Below are 19,184 nucleotides of genomic sequence, written 5' to 3' on the forward strand. Positions count from 1 at the left end.
CCTCGGCCTGGTGGCCGGGAACGGGCGGGACGGGAATCAGCGGATGGTCGTGCGGGACAACGACAGCGACTTCGTCTCGGCGACCAGGCAGATCACCGCGAGCAGGCTGACGACGGCGACTCCCATCAGGTAGAACGCCGGAGCGCTCGAGTTGCCGGAGGCCCCCACCAGCCAGGTCGCGACGAGCGGCGCGGTGCCGCCGAACAGGACGTAGGCGGCGGTGTAGCCCATGGCCGATCCGCTGGCCCGCAGGTGCGCGGGAAACATCTCGACCATCGCCGGGACGTTGCTGGTGCCGATCGTGGCCACCAGCACGGCCAGCACCGAGCTGCCCACCACCGCCCCGGTCAGGCTGATCTCCATGAGCAGGAACGAGGGCATCGTGAGCACCGCGAACCCGCCGCAGGCGGCCAGCAGCATCGGGCGCCTGCCGAAGCGATCGCTGGCCATCGCCATCAGCGGGCACGCCGCGGTGTAGGCCAGCATCGAGATCAGGTTGGTGAGCAGCGCCTCGGTCTTGCTGTAGCCGAGGGACGTCGACATGTAGGAGATCATGTAGCTGCTCATGAAGTAGTAGCCCACCGCGTTGGTGATGCTGTAGGCGAACAGCGCGAAGATCTGCTTGCGCGACACCTTGAGCGCGTCGCGCAGCGGGGTCCGGGTCTTGCTCTCCGCGTTCTCGAGCGAGCGGAACACCGGGGTGTCCGCGAGCCGGGACCGCAGGTAGAGACCGATCGCGCCGAGCGGTCCGGCGATCAGGAACGGAACCCGCCAGCCCCAGGACTGCAGCGCGTCCTCGGAGAGCACGCCGGTGAGCACCACGCCCACCGCGGATCCGGCCACCGCCGCCACGCCGACGGTCATCGGAACGACGCTGGCGTAGCGCGCCCGCCGGCCGTCCGGCGCGTACTCCATGATGAACGAGGAAGCACCGGTGTACTCACCACCGGTGGAGAACCCCTGCACCATGCGCATCACCAGCAGCAGCAGCGGCGCCGCCAACCCGATGGCGGAGTACGTCGGCAGCAGCCCGATGAGCAGCGTCGAAGCGCTCATGCACAGCACGCTCAGCGCCAGCGCGCGATTGCGCCCGATCCGGTCGCCGTAGCGGCCGAAGAACAGGGCCCCGAGCGGCCGGGCGACGAAACCGGCGCCGAAGATCGCCCAGGTGGCCAGCAGCGCCGCGGCCGGGTCGAAGCGGGGGAAGAACAGCATCGCGATCGTGGCCGACATGACGGCGTAAGCACCGGAGTCGAACCACTCGACGAAGTTGCCGATGGCCGTGGCGACGGTGACCCGTCGCCGCGTCCTGAACACGTCCCGGTTCGTCGGCGGTGCGGTGGCGATCTGGTCCGGCGGCATATCCGAACTCCTGTCCATTGTGTCCGGTACTTCGCCCGGCAGCTGTCGTAGCAGGAAAACCGATGGGATTCCGGGATCGTCACCCGGGGTGCGGTGGGGCACCGCGAACCGGTGCCCCACCACCGCTCGCTCAGTCCAGGTCCCGCCGCCGGAGCTCGGCGCGCTGGATCTTGCCGGTGGCCGATCGCGGTAGCCGCGCGGTGAACTCGACCAGCCGCGGGCAGGCGAACCGGGAGTGGTTGGCCTTCGCGAACGACATGATCTGCTCGCCCAGCTCCGGACTCGGCGAATGGCCGTCGGCCAGCTCGATCCAGGCCTTGACCAGCTGGCCCCGCACCGGGTCCGGCAGCCCCACCACCCCGGCGTCGGCGACCGCCGGGTGCTCGCGCAGCACTGCCTCGACCTCGTACGGGCCCACCCGGTAGCCGGAGGTCTTGATGACGTCATCGGTGCGCCCGAGGAACCAGTAGTAGCCGTCGGAGTCCACGACCGCCTGGTCCTTGGTGTGGTACCAGTCACCGCCGAAGTCCTCCGCCGATGCTTCGGGACGCCGCCAGTAGCCCAGCGGGAACTGCGGGTTGCTGCCCGCGCGCAGGCAGATCTCGCCCGGTTGCCCCGGTTCGACCGGTCTTTCCCGCTCGTCCAGCAGCGCCACGTCCCAGCCGGGCAGCGGGCGCCCCATCGAGCCCGGTTTGACCGGAACACCCGGGAAGTTGCCGACCAGCGGGTAGGACTCGGTGGAGCCGTAGTAGTCCAGCAGGGTCACGCCGAACTGCTCGTCGAACCACTCGATCAGATCGGCCTCGAGCGGCTCGTTGGCGCAGCACACCACGCGCAGCGACTGCGGGTAGCGGGTTCCCGCGTCGGGGACGTCCGCGCGCATCTTGCGCACGAAGGTCGGGTTCACCAGCGCCGTGGTGACGCGGTTGCGCGCCATCGCGGCCAGCAGGCCCTCCGGGTCGAACCCGGCCGCGGGCCGGTAGACCAGGTGCGTCGCGCCCGCCCGCAGCGGCCCCATGAGCTTGGCCATCGACCACGCCCAGTCGCCCGCGCCGTAGAAGACGTCCCCGGGCCGCAGGTCGTGGCAGTACTGGAACTCGTTGTGCCCCAGCAGGGTCCGGTGCGCGTGCACGATCCCCTTCGCCTCACCCGTCGTGCCCGAGGTGTAGAAGATCAGCGCCGGGTCGTCGGCCGCGGTGTCCGCGGTGGCGAACTCCGCCGGGCGCCGCTCGATCGCCGGGTCGTCCACGCTCACCAGGCGCGCCCCGGCCTCCTCGGCGAGCGGCCGGGCGCGGTCGAGCTCCGCGTGCTCGGTGACCAGGACGGTGCTGCCGGAGTCGGCGAGCCGGTAGGAGATCGGCTCGTCGGCCCACAGCAGCGACATGGTCACCAGGACTGCCCCGGTGCGCAGCACCCCCAGGTAGGTCGCCGGGGTGTCCGGCCGCTGCGGCAGCAGCACCGCCACCCGGTCGCCCTTGCCGACGCCCAGCGCCTGCAGGTGCGCGGCCACCCGCAGGGACCGCTCGCGGACTTCCGCCCAGCTCACCTCCTGGTGCCTGCCGGTGTGGTCCTCGAAGATCAGCGCAGTCCGGTCGCCCGGGTGGTGGTCGGCGACGTCGGCGGCCATGTTGTAGCGCTCGGGCACGTGCCAGCGCTGACCGGCGATCAGCTCCCGGTAGGCGCGCTCGCCCGCGGCGAGATCTCCGGGCGGCACGACCGGGCGTTCGGATTCGATGGTGCTCATGCGGATCGGTGCGCTCCTGTTCGTGGCGGTCAGCGGCGCTTGCTCAGGAAGCGGTCCATCTCGCGCTGCGGTTCACCGGTGGCGTAGGCGGCGGCGTGCACTTTCTTCGCCGCTTCGACGGCATCGGTGAGCGCCGCGTCGTCGATCTCGCGCAGCCGCGCCTTGGTCAGCTCCACCGCACCGGGCGGGAGTTCGGCGAGCTTGGCTGCGAGCGCGATCGCTGCGTCGAGCACGACGTCCTCGTCGACGAGCTGGGTCAGCAGCCCGAGCCGCTGGGCCTCCACCCCGTCCACCAGTTCCGCGGTGAGCGTGAACTCGATCGTCTTGGCCTTGCCGAGGATGTCCCACATCGCCCAGATCCCGGTGATGCTCGGAATTCCGGAACGCACTTCGGGCTGCCCCATGCGCACCCTGGCGTGCCCCACCCGGAGGTCGGCCAGCAGCGCGAACTGGAAGCCGGAACCGGCGGTCACCCCGTTGATCGCGGCGATGGTCGGCTTGTCGATGTCGCGCACCGCCCGGTACAGCACGTCGAAGCTGTCGATCCAGGCCTCCGCCGCGGCGTGGTCGGACTGATCGATCGCCGCCGTCTCGGAGAGGTCCTGACCTGCGCAGAAGGCCCGGCCAGCGCCGGTGATCACCACCGCGCGGCAGTCCTCGTCGGCATCGAGCTCGGCGAAGGCCTCCACCAGCCGGGTGCGCATGTCGTGCGTCCAGGCGTTCAGCTTGGCCGGCCGGTTGAGGGTGACCACGCCGACGTTGCCGCCCGGGATCGTCTCCCGCCGCAGCAGAACGGTCTCCGTGCTCGAAGCGGTGGCTGCGGGAACGTTCATGCGGATACCTCCGAGAGATCGCGAAAGCAATTCAGGTTCGGTGAATGAGCGTGACAATTCGGCGAAACCGGCCGGGTGCTCCGGAACCGGTGCAAGGAATGCAAGCAAGCGGAGCGGGACCGCGTCCAACACCATTCCGCTCCCGCGGTGATATCAAAGCGGTATGGAACTCCGGCACCTGCGCTACTTCACCGTGCTGGCCGAGGAGCTGCACTTCGGCCGCGCGGCCGCCCGGCTGCACATGGCGCAGCCACCGCTGTCGCAGCGGATCCGCGACCTGGAACGGGAACTGGGAGTGCAGCTGTTCGACCGCAACCGCCGCCAGGTCGCGCTCACCGAAGCCGGCGCGCTGCTGCTGGAGCACTCCCGCCGGGTGCTGGAGAGCGCCGAGTCGGCCCAGGAGGCGATGCGCAGGCTGCGCCCCGGCGAGAACGGCGTCGTGCACGTCGGCATCCCGCCGGACACGATGCCCGTCACCCTGCGCACGCTGCTGCACGAATTCGCAGAGCGGGCCCCCGACGTGCTGGTCGACCTGCACGAGCTCACCACCGACGAGCAGCTGACGGCGCTGCGGGAAGGCGTCCTGGACGCCGCGATGGTCCGCCACCCCTGCGACATCTCGGGCCTGGACTCCAGCCCGGTCGCGCGCCGCGCGCTCGGAGTGCTGCTGCCCGTCGAGCATCCGCTCGCCGGTTCGGAGCAGGTGCGGCTGCGCGATCTCAACGGGCAACCGCTGGTGATCTTCCCGCGGGCGATGGCGCCGATGCTCTACGACCACGTCCTGTCGATCTGCCGCGCGGAGGGCTTCCGGCCCGGCGCGATCCGGCACGCGCGCAACCCGCACTTCGTGCACGGCCTGGTCCTGGCCGGACGCGGGGTGCACCTCAACGAACCGCCACCGGGCGAGCCGCGCAAGGGGCTGGCCTGGCGGCCGCTGGAGGATTCCCCCTTGTCCTGGCGGACTTCCGTGGTGTGGGTACCGCGCCGCAGGCACGCCGCCATCGACGCCTTCGCCGCGGTCGCCACCACCGGTCTGGCCGCAGCCGGGCACCACGCCGAGGAACCGGCCGCTCCGTGACCAGGATCCGCGCAGTCGGCGCGGCGCGGCGGAAAGAACGCGAAAACCGGCCTGCCGCGCGTGGTGGCAGGCCGGTTCCGCAGCCGGGTCAGGCCAGGCCGATCACCTTGGGGACGAACAGGATCGCCACGTAGTAGGCCATGAACTGGACTCCCGCGTTCATCCCGAACAGGCGGTTCGTCACGCCGGCGAACGCCGCGATCAGCAGCGTGGCCGCCACGCCGAACGCGCCGCCCTCGTACCAGGAGATCACCACGATCAGGCCGGCGAAGGCACCGATCAGCGCTTCGTGGCTGACCTTGCGCATCACCCACAGGCTCGCCGACCGGGCGAAGTTCATGCTCAGCGGGTAGGCGACGATCGCGGCCAGCGCCACGCCGACCAGCCCGAAGACCAGGAACTGCCAGGTCGACATCATGGCGTGCAGGTTGTTCACCTGCCCCGTCACCTCGTCCACGCCGTACACCGGCGGGGCGTTGAACAGCGGCGCCGCCGGGCCCGCCGCGACCGGGCTCAGCGGCAGCCCGAACGCCACCAGCGGGATCAGCGTCTCGGCGAGGTAGGTCGACTCCGTGGTGCCGTTCTTGACCGCCAGCACCGAGGTCAGCCGCTCGTAGACGTGCTTGATGCGGGAGCCGACGAGCTCACCGGCCAGCACCGTCGTGGCGACCGGGCTGAACACGAAGGTCGTCGAGCTCACCCCGGCGGCGGCCGAGGTCAGCGCGATCTGCCGCGGGCTGAGCACCTTCACCGGGTTGGGCAGGTAGCCGCTCCAGTCCTTGACCTCCGGGGCCAGCCAGAACACCTTGCGCCCGCTGCGCGGCATCGCGGCGCGGCCGGTCCGGGAGCCGAGCTGGAGCAGGTCGGCGATCAGCGGCCCGACCGCGATGCCGAGGAAGAAGCTGATGCTCAGCGTCTCCCCGATCGCGTTCTTCGACAGCGCGTTGACCGCCGTCACCAGCAGCACGAACGGCACGATGCAGACGATGCTGGTCCAGCGGCCCGGCGAGAAGTACCCGATCAGCACCGCGGCGATGACGAAGACGTACGGCGCGGCGGCGGTGATGTGGGTGCCCAGCGGGGCGAGCACCGCGGCCAGCCCGACGGCGACCGGCACCGCGATGAACGCCGAGAGGATCGCCCCGGAGATCGCCTTGCGCAGCGCGATGTGCGGGATTCCCAGCCGCCGGAGCATGTTCGCCTCCGGCAGCAGCGGCACCGCCGTGGTGTCGCCGGGAATGCCCAGCAGCGTGGTCGGGATCGCGTGGGTCATGTGCTTGGACACCGCGGCGGCGATGAAGAACGTGAACACCCCGACCGGCGGGACGCCGAGCATCACCACCAGCAGCGTCAGCGGGGCCAGCGTCGCGGTCTCGTCGGTGCCGGAGACCATCCCGATCGCGGAGAACACCACCGCGCCGATCAGGCCCATGCTCAGCGCGATCAGGATGTCGTTGAGGATCACGGCTTGCCCTCCGGGTCCCGCTGCTGCGCTTGGGCGAACGCGTCGTGGAGGCCGACGGAGCGCAGCTCTCGCGCCGCGTGCGGCGAGAGCTCACCGGTCGACGCCCGCCCGTTGTCCGCCAGGATCTCCTGGATCGCGGCCTGGTGCTCCTCCGGCGAGAGCGCGTGCTCGTGCACGATCCGCTTGGGCGGGAACAACTTCGCGCACACCACCGCCGCGATCAGGCAGCCGAGCAGGCCCGCCAGCAGCGCGTAGCCGTCCTGCAGCTCGGCGCTGACGGCCGTGTTCCGCAGCGCCGCCCCGGCCAGCAGCAGCGCGCCCAAACCCGCTGCGGCACCGAGCAGAACCGACAGCCACAGGTGCTTCGGGTTGACCGCGTCGCCCCACACCTGCACGTACTGCTGCGAATCCGGTTCGGTCATCGCCCGGCCTCCGCGCGCAGCTCGGCCAGGACCTTCTCCGCGTGGTCGGCGCGGACCGCCTTGTCGCCGACCAGCCGCGCGACGACCGCGGCCAGCTCCGCCTCCGTCGCACCGGCGGCGACCGCGACGTTGCGCGCGTGCAGCGACATGTGGCCGCGCTGGATTCCCTCGGTCGCCAGCGCCCGCACCGCGGCGAAGTTCTGCGCCAGCCCGACCGCGGTGACGATCTCGCCCAGCTCGGCGGCGGTCGACACGCCGAGGACCTGCACCGCCCGCTGCGCCACCGGGTGCACCTTGGTGGCGCCGCCGACCAGGCCCACGGCCATCGGGAGTTCCAGGGTGCCGACCAGGTTGCCGTCGGCGTCCTGCTCGAACCTGGACAGCGAGGTGTAGCGGCCCTGGTCGTCGATCGCGTGCGAGTGGGCCCCGGCTTCCACCGCGCGCGTGTCGTTGCCGGTGGCGAGCACCACCGCGGTGATGCCGTTCATGATGCCCTTGTTGTGCGTGGCCGCCCGGTACGGGTCGGCGTCGGCCAGCGCGGCGGCGTGCACGATGTCGGTGACCACCTCGGCGCCGCCCACCGATTCGGCGTCGAAGACCGCGCGCGCCCGGGACAGCCGCAGATCGGCCTTGTTGGTCAGGATCCGCAGCAACGTCCGGCCGCCCGCGATCTGCCCGGCCCGGTCCGCGATCGCCTCGGCCATGGTGTTGACCGCGTTCGCGCCCATCGCGTCGCGCACGTCCACCACCAGGTGCGCGACGACGTAGCGCTGCTCGCGGGCTTCCACCAGCCGCACCACCAGGTCGCGCACGCCGCCGCCGAACTCGACCAGCCGCGGGTCCTGCTCGTTGGCCAGCGCGATCAGCTCGTGCCGCGCCTCCAGCAGCCGCAGCCGGGCCGCCTCCGGGTCGGCGGTGTCGACGATCTGCACCTGGGCCTGCATGATCGGATCCGTCGACGAGGTGGTGAAACCGCCGTGCACCCGGGCGATCCGGGCCGCGTTGCTGGCCGCTGCGACGACCGACGGCTCCTCGGTGGCCATCGGCACCAGCACGTCGCGCCCGTTGACGGTGAAGTTGGTGGCCACGCCCAGCGGGATGCCCAGCACGCCCACCACGTTCTCGATCATGTGGTCGGCCTGCTCCAGCCCCAGCCCGGCGCGGGGGTCGAACACGGCCAGCGCGTCCTCGTCCACGCCCGCGTGGGCGGCGACCAAGGCCCGCCGCTGAGCGATGGAGCGGTCCTTGAAGCCTGCAAGTCGACTGGTCGACACCGTTCCTCCTGTGCGTTGCGAGCGGCGGCCGACCTCACGGCCGCATCGCCGTTACCCGTATGCCGAGGAACTGTAGGCAGCGCTCCGCCACCAGAACATGGAGCAATGCTCCATCCGGGCCACCGGGGAATGGGACGATCGCACATACCGGTCGCCGTCGGCGACGACGCGCGCACGCAGTGCTACGAATCGGGCTGGAACCGCCTCCGCAGCCCTTCCAACCGCACCGCCACCGAGAGCCGGAAGAACGGCTCCGGATCGCGCCACGAGTCGCCGAGCAGGCTCGTGACCCGGTCGACCCGCTGCAGCACGGTGTTGGTGTGCACCTCCATCGCCCTGGCCGTGCGCACCGGACTCGCGTTGCAGTCGACGAAGTGGCGCAGGGTGTTGAGCAGTTCGGTGCCGCGGTCGGCGTCCCAGCGCAGGACGGGACCGATCAGGCGGTCGACGAACTGCTGCGCGGCGGCCGGTTCACCGGCGAACATCGAGGTGTAGGGCGCGTACTCGTCGGCGTCGACGGCCGCGGACCCGACGCCCAGCGCGGCGAGGACCCGGCTGCAGTCGCGCACCGCGGCGAAGCGGGCGGAGAGCTCGCCGAGGACGTCGGCGGGACGCGCGGCCACCACCAGGACTTCGTCCACGCCCGTTCCCGCGCGCACCCGGTCCCGCACGAGCGCCGCGGCCTCCCGCGGATCGGCCTCCGGCAGGACCAGCGTGACCACACCCTCGACCTCGCCGAACAGACCCGATGCCGAGGCCAGCACGTGCGCAGCGCGCAACGCCGCCCGGCGGTGCTCCGGAGCGACCACGGCGACCACGACGGTGCGCAGGTCCTGCGGGCGCACCCGGCGCGCGCGCAGCCGGGCCGCGAGGTCGGAATGCCTGCGCACATCGGGGCTGAGCACGTCGTTGAGCAGCTCACCGCGAACCCGGTCCTCCGCGTAGCGGACGGCGTCCTGCTTCAGCGTGAGCAGCGCGGTGATCTGCGCGGCCCGCTCGATGGTGCGCTGCTCGACGGCACCGAGCTCCACCGCACCGTCACCGATGAGCAGCCCGCCGAGCACCATGTCCCCGGCGAGCACGGCGACCGCCGCGCGGAAGTCGTCCTGCCGCGGTTCGAGCATCGTGCAGCGCCCCGACCGCCGGCTGTCGGCGAGAGCGGCCCGGACCGGAGCGGAATCGATCACCGCCGCCGCACCGCCGTCCGACGAAGCCAGCACGGCTCCGTGCTCGTCGACGATGACCACCGGGCGCTCCAGCGCATCGCTCAACGTCCGGGCGACATCGGCCGCACCACCACCGCGCAGGACGGCAGCGGTCAGCTCCTCGTGCACCTGCCCGGCCCGTTCCATCGCCTCGACGTGCTGGGCGAGCTCGGCGTAAGCGCGTTGCGTCTCGTCCGCGGAATCCCGAGCCTGCGAGAGGAGCCGGGTCGTCTGAAGCACGACAGCGACGTTGTCGGCGAAGGCCGACAGCAGCGCGACTTCCTCCGGGGAGAAGGCGTGTTCGCTGCGGTTGGCGGCGAACAGCACGCCCAGCACGTGCTCGCCGGCGATCAGCGGCACTCCGAGGATGGAGACCAGCCCTTCGGCGCGCACCGCGACGTCGATGCTGTCGGCGTGCGGCACGTCCCGCAGGTGCGCGTAGTGCGAAGTCCACTGCGGAGCGCGGGACTCGACGACCTTGCCCGCCAGCCCGGTGTGCGGCGGCACCCGCAACCGCTGGAAGGCCGACGCCACGGTGCCCGCGGTGGAGCGCACCCGCAGTTCGCTGGTCGTCTCGTCGAACTCCGACAGGTAGGTGACATCGGTGCCCGCGAGGTCGTGAGCGCGCCGCACCAGCCCGGCGACCAGCTCGTCCACGTCGTGCAGCGCGGCGAGCTCCCGCGCGCAGGAGAACAGCGCGGACAGCTCCCGCCCGCGCCGGTGCAACCGCGCGACAGCACCCTGCAACTCGCGCACCCGCTGCCCGACCTGCGTCACCGCCGCCGGATCGAGCTGCTCGGCGGCCAGCAGCTCCACGACGGCATCGTGCTCGTCGGGCGCGCCCTTGGCGGCCAGGTCGAGCAGCGCCAGGACGGCATCGACCGAGATGCCCTGCTCGCCCATCCCCACCACCTGCGCGAATCGTCCCTGTCCGGGCATCGTACGAAATGGGGAGGACCGGCGGCGGTGCGCTCGGGGGATGGGCACACCGCCGCCGGAGTTCTCACGCGCCGATGGTGGCCGTGTCGATCACGAAGCGGTAGCGGACGTCGCTGCTCTCCACCCGCGCGTAGGCCTCGTTGACCTGGTCCGCGGAGATCAGCTCGATCTCCGCACCGATGCCGTGCTCGGCGCAGAAGTCCAGCATCTCCTGCGTCTCGGCGATGCCGCCGATCATCGAACCGGCCAGCACCTTGTTGCCGCCCAGCAAGGAGAACGCGTTGTAGGACAGCGGTTCGCCGGGCGCGCCGACGTTGACCATCGCGCCGCCCACCCGCAGCAGGCCGAGGTAGGCGTCGATCGGCAGCTTCGCCGAGACCGTGTTGAGGATCAGGTCGAAGCGGCCCTTCAGCACCTCGAAGGTCGACTCGTCGCCGGTCGCGTAGTAGTCCTTCGCGCCGAGCTTGAGGCCGTCCTCCTGCTTCTTCAGGCTCTGGCTGAGCACCGTCACCTCGGCGCCCATCGCGGCGGCGATCTTGACCGCCATGTGCCCCAGCCCGCCGAGGCCGACCACGGCGACCTTCTTGCCCGGGCCCGCGCCCCACTGCCGCAGCGGCGAGTAGGTGGTGATGCCCGCGCACAGCAGCGGCGCGGCGACGTCCAGGCCGATGCCCTCCGGGATGCCGCACACGAAGGCGTCCTTCACCACCACCTGGCGGCTGTAGCCGCCGTAGGTGTTCTCGCCGTCGAAGCCGACGCCGTTGTAGGTCTGGACGTTGCCCTTGACGCAGAACTGCTCGGAACCGGCCCGGCAGTACTCGCACTCGCCGCAGGAGTCGACCATGCAGCCGACACCGACCCGGTCGCCGACCCGGTACTTCGTCACGGCCGAGCCGACCGCGGCGACGACACCGGCGATCTCGTGCCCGGGAACCATCGGGAAGATCGCGGTGCCCCAGTCCTCCTTGACCTGGTGGATGTCGCTGTGGCAGATGCCGGCGTAGGCGATGTCGATCAGCACGTCATCGGGCCGCAGGTCACGTCGCTCGATCGTCGTCGGAGCCAGGGGTGCCCCCGGAGCCGGTGCGGCGATAGCGTGCGTGATCGTGCTCATGAATCCTCCATGGAACAACCTTGTAAGAGACCTCTTACATTGGAGACGTAAGAGCCCTCTTACATATTCCGGCCGGGAGGTGTGATCCACGTCATGGGCGGCAAGTACCACCACGGCGACCTCCGCGCCGAGCTCGTGCGGGTCACCCTCGACCTGATCGCCGAACGCGGCCTGACCGGCTTCTCGGTGGCGGAGGTGGCGCGGCGGGCCAAGGTCAGCCCGGGCGCGCCCTACCGCCACTTCCCGGAGCGCGAGAGCCTCCTGGCAGCCGCAGCGGCCACCGTCGCGTGCCAGCTCGCGGAACGCGTGCGCAGCGCCGTCGAGGAGCACGACGATCCCGCGGACGCGCTCGCCGCCGCGGCGGGCGCCTACACCGGCTACCTCCTCGAACGCCGAGCAGGCATGAACGTCATCTACGCGGAGGGCCTGCAAGGCCCCAAGCACGCCGACCTGCACGAGCAGACCCGGCTGATGACCGACCAGTTCCTGACGCTGTGCCTGGCGGTCTCCGCGACCCCGCAAGGAGCCCTGGAGCTGATGGAGCAGCTGTTCACCCAAGCCCACGGCTACGGCATGTTCTGGCTCGACGGAGTCTTCACCCGCCACGGCTACACCCCTGAGCAGGTCATCGGGAAGTCCACCGCGGCAGCCCGGGCGGTCATCGACGGCCACCGGAACGCCTAGCGCGATTTCACCCGCACGCACCAGGGATTCCGTGCCCGAAAGCGGGATTTCGGGCACGGCGTTCCAGTAGCCTGCCGCCGGACGGGGAAACAGCCAGGAACCGGCGACAGCGGAAAGGCCCAACAGATGGACGGCCCGGCGGAGTTGCGGATCGAGATCGTCGATGGGTCTGACTACGACACCCTGGCGCTGCGGGAGTGGCTACGCTCCCAACCGGAACTCCGGCAGGCCGTCACCCTAGCGCCAGGTCTCGAACCGGATGTCAACGTGCTTCACGTCGAGCTGAGCTCGGCACACGCGATCTCAGCCTTCGCCGTCACGGTCAACGGGTACTTGCGGAGCTACCGCGATGTCAGCATCGAGATCTCCACCGCCTCCCACAGCGCGAGATTCCGGGGAGACATCGAGCAGTCGGACGTCGAGGCCCTGCTCACCGCGAGAACGGCGACGTTCGACGGGGCAAACAACGCCGTGCGTTCCGCCAACGTGACCACCGTCCACTACAAGTTCGACTCCGAGGGAGTCCAGTTCCAGAACGTTTCCACCTACATGGTCGGCGGAACGAGTCACCCGAAGTGGCGCGGCTCGGTAACCCGTGGCTCGGCAACCGGCGGCTCGGCAACCCGTGGCTCGCAGCCTCCGGCACCCGGGCAGGCGGAGACCACCACCCACCCCGTCACGATCTACCTGTCCGACGAGGGCGTCCACGAGCAGGTCGAGGCGGCGGTCGAAGAGCTGCTGGCCTCGGCAGGCCTGCACATCGAGGACCGCGAGGACCCGGTGCTGGGTTCGTGGTTCCGCCGGATGTGGGCGACGGTCAGGGGAAAGGTCAGCTCCCCCGCTGGCCGCGAGGCGACCATGCTGGCGGCTCACGCCGCGGAGACGCGGCTGGTCATCGCTCCGGACGCGGACGTGACAGCGAAGCTGCTGCAGGGCGTGGGGCCGGTGATCCAGTCGCTGGAGCCCACCAAGGACGCGGTGATCCGCGTGGGCAACGTGCTGATCGTGAAGGTCGACTGGGTCGTCACGGTCTCCCAGCTGACCGCCGCGCAGCAGTTCCTGCTGAACCACAACCCCGACCTGGCCTGCTCACCGCAGCAGATCCTCGCCGCCCTCAAAGCCGAGGGCGGCGACCAGCCGCCCGCCCTGCGATGACCCGCCGCGCCGGTCAGCGGCCTTCGGCTCGGGCGAGTTCGGCCTTCCAGGCGCGGAAGCCCTCTTCGGTGTTGCCGCGGCGCCAGTAGCCCGAGATCGACACCTGGTCGCGGGCCAGGCCGCGCTCGCGGAACAGGTACGGGCGGATGCGGCGCATCACCTCGTTCGCCTCGCCGTGCACGAAGGCGTGCACGCGGCCCGGCAGCCAGTCCAGCGCTCGCACCGCCGCTTCGAGCGAACCGTCCGCGCCGAGCTCTTCGCGGTGCAGGAAGGTCACCTCGCCGCGCGCCGGGATGTCGAGCTTCGGCTCGTGCGCCGCGGAGTCGACCAGCACGATGGCCCTGACCACGGCGTCCGGTTCCAGGTCGGCCAGCGCCGCGGTGATCGCCGGGAGCGCGGTCTCGTCGCCCACCAGCAGGTGCCAGTCGGCCGCCCGGTCCGGCCGGTAGGCGCCGCCGGGGCCGTTGACCATCAGCCGGTCCCCCGGCGCGGCCTTCGCCGCCCAGCGCCCCGCGACGCCCTCGTCGCCGTGCAGCACGAAGTCGATCGCCATCGTGCCGTCGGCCACGTCCGGGAACAGCGCGGTGAAGGTGCGCACGTCCGGCAGCTGCTCGTCGGGCAGCACGCCGCGCAGCGCCCTGGGATCGATCGGGTCCGGGTAGGTCACGCCCGGCTTGGGGAAGATCAGCTTGACGTACCTGTCTGTGCGGTCGCTGCCGGCGAACGCCGACAGGTCGTCGCTGCGGAACCACACCCGCCGCAGGCAGGGCGTCACCAGCTCCGCGCTGGTCACGGTCAGGTAAGTCGTCATCGGACTCCTCAGCTCGCCGGTGCAGGGATCCACCACTTCGTTAGGCAAGGCTAACTTGTTCGGCGCCCCGGTGGCCAGCACGGGGTGCCGATCACCACCGGCCGGACGCACCGGCTCCGGTAGCACAACGCCTCCACAGTGGATCGTCGGGCCGGAGATCGCGCTGCCACCGGCACCCCTATGATCATCTTGAGCCGGAGCTGATCAGCTCCGCCGTCGCACCCGGCGCAGCGAACATCTCGCGCCGAGGCCGAAATCCGCCAGCCAGGCATGGGAAAAGCGCATGTCCACTCCCGTCGCGACCGCCACCGAGCAGACGCTGCCGATCGACCGCGCGGTGCCGCCCCGGGCACCGTCGCTGCGCTGGCGGCTGCTGGCGATCGCGGCGATCGTGGTGGCCGCGTTCAACGCCCGGACCGCGGTGACGGCGGTCGGCGCGGCGCTGCCCGAGCTCCGCGCCGCGCTGGGGCTGGGCACGGTGGCGGTGGCGGTGCTCACCGCGCTGCCCTGCCTCTGCATCGCCGCGACGACGTTCCTGGTGCCGTTCCTCCGCCGCCGCATGGGCACGCTGAGCAGCGTCGTGATGTTCCTCGGCGTCCTGCTGGCCGGCCAGGCGGTCCGCATCGCCCACGGCCAGTGGCAGCTGCTCGCGGGCACCGTCCTGGCCTGCTGCGCGATCGGCGGCCTGCAGGTCCTGCTGCCCGCCGTCTGCCAGCAGGTCGGCGGCCCGCACGCCGCAGCGCTCACCACCTTGTCGGCCAGCGTGATCGGCGCCGGAGCCGCCACCGCGACCGCGACCACGCCGTGGCTGACCGAGATCGGCGGCTGGCGCACCGGGCTGGGCTTCTGGATCCTGCCGGTGGTGGCCGCGCTCCTGCTGTGGTCGCCGCTCTCGCAGACCTCCCGAGCGCGCACCGCGGCCCCGCAGGCCCCGCGCGGCCGCTCCCTGCTGCGCAGCGCCCGGGCCTGGTACCTGACGATGTTCATGGGCCTGCAGTCGCTGCAAGCCCTGTCCCTGCTGTCCTGGCAGCCGGTCCTGCTCCGGACCACCGGAATCGGCCCGGGTCACGCCGCCGCGCTCAGCGCGGGCACGCTGGTGGTCAGCATCGTCTCCTCAGCGGTCATCACCGCTTCCTGCTACCGCAACGCCCGGTACATCGGCGCCTGGATGGTGCTGACCACCGCCAGCGGCGGCATCGGCCTGCTGGGGCTGCTGATCGCGCCGAACTCCGAGCCGGTGCTGTGGGCGGGCCTGCTGGGCGTGGGCATGTCGGCGCTGGCCCCGGCCATGGCGGCGATCCCCGCGAACACCACCGGCAGCGGCGAGACGACCCGGCTGTCGGCGATGACCCAGGGCTACGGCTACCTGCTCGCAGCCCTCGGCCCGGCGCTGATCGGCGCCCTCACCGACGTCTCGACGACCGCCGACTGGGCGCTCACGGCGCTGCTGTTCTTCAGCCTCGTCCAGTTCCTCTTCGCATCCCTCGCGGCCCGCCGCCCGCACGACCTGCACGCCGCCGACCTCGAGTGGTCGACGATGCGATAATTGTCCGATGTGGACGGTCAGCGCCCGCGGCGGAGCTTGCGGCGTTCCCAGCCGTTGGGGTGGCGGATCACCACACCTGCCGCTCCGCCCGAGCCGCTGAGGCGGACCAGGGGCGCTCCCGGTTGGCGGTCGGGCGTGGTCTTGTCCTTGAGGCCGCCCAGGCCCGGCTCCACCTCGTCGGTCTCGGCCGACCAGCCCTCGGGGATGACGATGGTGACCCCGGCCATCTGGCCGTGCGCTTCGAGCTCGATCAGCGGCAACCGGCAGTCGGCCTGGGTGAAGTCGAGCTTCACGCCGCCCATCCCGCCGTGCGCGGTGATCTGCGCGGGCACCTGCCAGCGGCCGGTCCGCGACGCGCCGTGCAGGCCGCCCTTGAGGAACAGCGGTTTGCCCGGATCCGCGGTGCGCCCGGAGGGCAGGTCGGCGGTGAGCGGTTCCAGGTCCGCGTAGGTCTTGGCGGCCAGCGCCCGGTCCACCCGCTCGGTCAGCTCGGTGAGGTCGATGCGCCCTTCGCCCGCGGCTTCCTGGAGGCGCTGCACGACCGCATCGCGGTCGGCGTTGGAGGCGCGCATTTCCCGGTGGGCGGACTCGGGCAGATCGGACGTCATGCGCGGATCCTATCCAATCCGGAGTCCGGCGATCGACGGTTTCCCGCCCTCAGACCTCACCGCCCGGCGTGACCAGGCCGGTTTCGTAGGCGAGCACGACCAGTTGCGCGCGGTCGCGGGCGCCGAGCTTGGCGAGCAGCCTGCTGACGTGGGTTCGCGCGGTCGCCGGGCTGATGAACAGCTGCTCGGCGATCTCGGCGTTGGCCAGCCCCGCACCGACCTTGGCGAGGATCTCGCGCTCCCGCTCGGTCAACCCGTCGAGCAGTTCGCCGCGGCGGGCGGGCTCGCCCAGCGCCGCTGCCCGCATCACGCGCCGCGTGACGGACGGCGAGAGCAGCGCATCACCGCGCGCGACCACGCGGACCGCGTTGCGCAGGTCGTCGGGACCGGTGTCCTTGAGCAGGAAACCGGCCGCTCCCGCGCGGACCGCGTCGAACACGTGCTCATCGGTGTCGAAGGTGGTCAGCAGGACGACCTGGACCTCCGCCAGGTCGGGATCGGCGAGGATCCGGCGGGTGGCCGCCAGTCCGTCGCCGCCGGGCATCCGGATGTCCATCAGCACCACGTCCGGGCGCTCGCGGTGCACGACGGCGAATCCGGCGTTCCCGTCGGCGGCTTCGCCGACCACGGTGATGTCCTCGGCGCGCTCCAGCAGACCCCGGAGACCTTCGCGGACGAGGTACTGGTCGTCGACGAGCACCACTCGGATCATCCGGTTTCCTCCAGTGGAATGGTGGCGACGACCGCTGTTCCGCGCGAGGAGCGCGGTGCCACGTCCAACCGGCCGCCGAGCAGCGCGAGCCGCTCGCGCATGCCGATGATGCCCCAACCGGCAGTTCCACCGGCGAGCGATTCCGGGGTGGCGCCGCGGCCGTCGTCCTCGACGCGGACTTCGAGCACGTCCGTGCCGTGCGCCAACGCCACGGTCACCGAGGACGCGTCGGCGTGGCGCAGGACGTTGCTCAGCGCCTCCTGGATCACGCGGTAGGCAGTGGTGCCGACGATCGCCGGGAGCGCCCGGGGCTCACCGGTGGTCGTGACCTCCACCGCCAGCCCGGTCTCGGCTGCCGCGTCGGTCAGCGAGCGCAGCTGCGCCAGCCCTGCGGGCGGGGCGTCGGCCGGTTCCCGGGTTCGCAACGCCTGCAACGTCGCGCGGAGTTCGCGCACGACACCGCTGCACGCGGTCCGGACGGCGACCAGCGACTTCTCGGCGGCGGCCGGATCGTCGCGGAGCGCCTCCCGCGCCACGTCGGTGTGCAGCGAGATCACCGAGATGGTGTGGGCGAGCAGGTCGTGCAGATCGCGGGCGATGCGCAGGCGTTCCTGCTCGACCCGGCGCCCCGCTTCGCGCTCGCGCTCCAGCTCGGCGATGCGGGCCTGCTTGGCCAGTTCGGCCCGCCAGCCGCGCCGGGAGCGGACGCTGTCGCCGAGCGCGACGACGGCGGCCATCAGGCACGCCGTCGTCGCGAACTCGAAGCCGAGCAGGTACGCCAGGTCGTCGCCCTGGCGGATGCGCACCAGCGTGGAGAGCAGCAGCAGCGATCCCCCGATCGCCACCGCGGCGCGGAGCCTGCCCTGCTCGGCGGCCGAGTACAGCGCGGCGGCCAGCGGCACGGCCAGCCCGATCGGCGGGTAGCCGCTCATGTAGTAGGCGACCAGGACCGCCGCCGTGACGAGCAGCGTCGCGACCGGCCAGCGGCGGCGGACGAGCACGACCGCCGCGAGCCCGATCGCGAAGGCGTAGGCGGCCGGGCCCGGCTGCTCGGTCCCGGCGCCGACGTTGGCGGCGATGGCGGTGCCGACGACGACGAGCACTGCGGTACCGAGCAACAGATCCAGAACCCGCGGTGACCGCTCTCCGGCCGCCGTCATGGCGTCACCTCTTCTCGGGCGAGTGACCGGGGATCAGGCGCGCGAGTCCCCAGCCGACTGCTCCCAGGGCCGCACCCACCGCCGTGCCGGTCGCGATGCTGCCGACGAACGCGAAACCGCGCATCAGCACGGCTTCGGCGGTTCCGGGCAGGACTCCGGCGAGGTTACCGCCGAGGCTCGGCGGGTTCCCGGCGTAGGCGTGCTCCCACAGCAGCTGGTGCGCCACGGCCAGCATGAGCCCGTAGGCGATCCCGATGCCGAGCAGGGTGCGGAACGGGTTGGGCACCCGCCGCCACAGCACGTACAGCAACCACACAGCGATCGGCACGAACACCAGCAGGGCGTTGACCACCGGCCCCACCAGGCGCAGGTCGTGCGCGATCACGCGCGGAACGCCCAGCGCGGCCAGCCCGATGATGCCGAGCGCGGAGAGCTTCGTCCCGTTCACCGGAGCGCTCCGCGGCGCCGTTCCTGGTAGCGGACGAAGGCCGCGAACGCGAGCACCGCGGTGAGCAGGCTCATCGCCAACCGCACCCAGTGGCCGGTCTCGAACTCCCACGCCGTCTGCCGGAGGACCGCCGCGGAGTGCACCGCTGCGCCCTCCTCGAACATCACGTCGTTGCGCGGCCAGAAGAACAGCGCGGAGAACAGGAATTCGCCGAGCAGCAGGGAGAGCAGGCTGGCCGCCACCCACTTCCGCGCGGGCCGCAGCACGACCAGCGAGACCACCGCGGCGACCACGGTCAGCGCGCCCAGCGGCGGGAAGAAGTCGGCAGGCCCGGCCGCGACCATGAACTCCACCGACGTGCCCAGCGACGCCGGGACGTCGTGGAACACGTTGGGGTAGATGATGATCGTCTCGGCGAGGATCCCGCCGAACGCGACCACCGCGATCCAGAGGTAGGCCGTCGAGACGATGAATCCGGCTCTGCTGTTGTTCATCCGAACTCCGGGAGAGGTTCCGGGACGAGCCCCGGACGTTGACTTCCTGACTCCCGGAACGCTACGGAGCGGAGCCGCCGAAATCGTCCGCGCAGCGACGCGCACCGACCAGGACTTCCGACGTACGCCC

Annotated in this window: 18 protein-coding genes; 4 read left to right on the forward strand and 14 right to left on the reverse strand. The window is 71.5% G+C overall.

Features of this window, described 5'->3' with window-relative positions; genetic code table 11:
- Positions 1-36 precede the first annotated feature (36 nt).
- The 3 genes from OU416_RS37060 to OU416_RS37070 form a co-directional block, all read right to left on the reverse strand.
- On the reverse strand, positions 37-1,362 hold the full coding sequence (locus tag OU416_RS37060) for an MFS transporter (protein ID WP_270931762.1): 1,326 nt from the start codon (positions 1,360-1,362) through the stop codon (positions 37-39).
- Between the two features lie 130 nt (positions 1,363-1,492).
- Positions 1,493-3,106, reverse strand: coding sequence for an acyl-CoA synthetase (locus tag OU416_RS37065; RefSeq protein ID WP_270931763.1), 1,614 nt, complete (start codon positions 3,104-3,106; stop codon positions 1,493-1,495).
- A gap of 29 nt (positions 3,107-3,135) precedes the next feature.
- Positions 3,136-3,939: an enoyl-CoA hydratase/isomerase family protein gene (locus tag OU416_RS37070; RefSeq protein WP_270931764.1), complete on the reverse strand. Its 804-nt coding sequence runs from the start codon at positions 3,937-3,939 to the stop codon at positions 3,136-3,138.
- 163 nt (positions 3,940-4,102) lie between these two features.
- Between OU416_RS37070 and OU416_RS37075 the strand changes: the two genes are divergently transcribed.
- The gene (locus tag OU416_RS37075) at positions 4,103-5,017 is read left to right on the forward strand and encodes a LysR substrate-binding domain-containing protein (RefSeq protein ID WP_270931765.1); all 915 of its coding nucleotides are present in this window, start codon (positions 4,103-4,105) and stop codon (positions 5,015-5,017) included.
- 88 nt (positions 5,018-5,105) lie between these two features.
- On the opposite strand, the gene OU416_RS37080 is transcribed toward OU416_RS37075, so the two are convergent.
- The 5 genes from OU416_RS37080 to OU416_RS37100 form a co-directional block, all read right to left on the reverse strand.
- A complete protein-coding gene (locus OU416_RS37080) occupies positions 5,106-6,482 on the reverse strand; it encodes a tripartite tricarboxylate transporter permease (RefSeq protein ID WP_270931766.1) in 1,377 nt (458 codons plus the stop codon).
- Positions 6,479-6,904, reverse strand: coding sequence for a hypothetical protein (locus OU416_RS37085; RefSeq protein WP_270931767.1), 426 nt, complete (start codon positions 6,902-6,904; stop codon positions 6,479-6,481). The genes OU416_RS37080 and OU416_RS37085 overlap by 4 nt, the downstream gene beginning before the upstream one ends.
- A complete protein-coding gene (locus tag OU416_RS37090) occupies positions 6,901-8,178 on the reverse strand; it encodes a hydroxymethylglutaryl-CoA reductase, degradative (RefSeq protein ID WP_270931768.1) in 1,278 nt (425 codons plus the stop codon). Before OU416_RS37090 ends, OU416_RS37085 begins: the two co-directional genes overlap by 4 nt.
- Before the next feature lie 182 nt (positions 8,179-8,360).
- Entirely contained in the window at positions 8,361-10,286 is a 1,926-nt protein-coding gene (locus OU416_RS37095; protein ID WP_270931769.1) for a helix-turn-helix domain-containing protein, read from the reverse strand.
- A gap of 100 nt (positions 10,287-10,386) precedes the next feature.
- Complete coding sequence (locus tag OU416_RS37100) at positions 10,387-11,436, reverse strand: NAD(P)-dependent alcohol dehydrogenase (RefSeq protein WP_270931770.1); 1,050 nt, start codon at positions 11,434-11,436, stop codon at positions 10,387-10,389.
- 81 nt (positions 11,437-11,517) lie between these two features.
- Between OU416_RS37100 and OU416_RS37105 the strand changes: the two genes are divergently transcribed.
- A complete protein-coding gene (locus OU416_RS37105) occupies positions 11,518-12,120 on the forward strand; it encodes a TetR/AcrR family transcriptional regulator (protein ID WP_270931771.1) in 603 nt (200 codons plus the stop codon).
- 126 nt (positions 12,121-12,246) lie between these two features.
- The gene (locus OU416_RS37110) at positions 12,247-13,275 is read left to right on the forward strand and encodes an effector-associated constant component EACC1 (RefSeq protein ID WP_270931772.1); all 1,029 of its coding nucleotides are present in this window, start codon (positions 12,247-12,249) and stop codon (positions 13,273-13,275) included.
- 13 nt (positions 13,276-13,288) lie between these two features.
- On the opposite strand, the gene OU416_RS37115 is transcribed toward OU416_RS37110, so the two are convergent.
- A complete protein-coding gene (locus tag OU416_RS37115; protein ID WP_270931773.1) occupies positions 13,289-14,086 on the reverse strand; it encodes a siderophore-interacting protein in 798 nt (265 codons plus the stop codon).
- A gap of 283 nt (positions 14,087-14,369) precedes the next feature.
- On the opposite strand from OU416_RS37115, the gene OU416_RS37120 reads away from it, so the two are divergent.
- On the forward strand, positions 14,370-15,632 hold the full coding sequence (locus OU416_RS37120; RefSeq protein WP_270931774.1) for an MFS transporter: 1,263 nt from the start codon (positions 14,370-14,372) through the stop codon (positions 15,630-15,632).
- Between the two features lie 17 nt (positions 15,633-15,649).
- Here the strand turns inward: OU416_RS37120 and OU416_RS37125 are convergent, their stop codons facing one another.
- Genes OU416_RS37125 through OU416_RS37145 form a run of 5 tightly spaced genes read right to left on the reverse strand, consistent with a single transcriptional unit; the run spans position 15,650 to position 19,054 of the window.
- The gene (locus tag OU416_RS37125) at positions 15,650-16,240 is read right to left on the reverse strand and encodes a DUF1707 SHOCT-like domain-containing protein (RefSeq protein WP_270931775.1); all 591 of its coding nucleotides are present in this window, start codon (positions 16,238-16,240) and stop codon (positions 15,650-15,652) included.
- A gap of 49 nt (positions 16,241-16,289) precedes the next feature.
- The gene (locus OU416_RS37130; RefSeq protein WP_270931776.1) at positions 16,290-16,952 is read right to left on the reverse strand and encodes a response regulator; all 663 of its coding nucleotides are present in this window, start codon (positions 16,950-16,952) and stop codon (positions 16,290-16,292) included.
- The gene (locus OU416_RS37135) at positions 16,949-18,112 is read right to left on the reverse strand and encodes a sensor histidine kinase (RefSeq protein ID WP_270931777.1); all 1,164 of its coding nucleotides are present in this window, start codon (positions 18,110-18,112) and stop codon (positions 16,949-16,951) included. Before OU416_RS37135 ends, OU416_RS37130 begins: the two co-directional genes overlap by 4 nt.
- 4 nt (positions 18,113-18,116) lie before the next feature.
- Positions 18,117-18,560, reverse strand: a complete 444-nt coding sequence (locus OU416_RS37140) for a hypothetical protein (RefSeq protein ID WP_270931778.1) — start codon at positions 18,558-18,560, stop codon at positions 18,117-18,119.
- Positions 18,557-19,054 (reverse strand): DUF1772 domain-containing protein, encoded by a 498-nt coding sequence (locus OU416_RS37145; protein ID WP_270931779.1) that lies wholly within the window; start codon positions 19,052-19,054, stop codon positions 18,557-18,559. The genes OU416_RS37140 and OU416_RS37145 overlap by 4 nt, the downstream gene beginning before the upstream one ends.
- Between the last annotated feature and the right edge of the window lie 130 nt (positions 19,055-19,184).

It is taken from the genome of Saccharopolyspora indica (assembly GCF_027853965.1).
In the GTDB taxonomy this organism is placed as follows: Bacteria; Actinomycetota; Actinomycetes; order Mycobacteriales; family Pseudonocardiaceae; genus Saccharopolyspora; species Saccharopolyspora indica.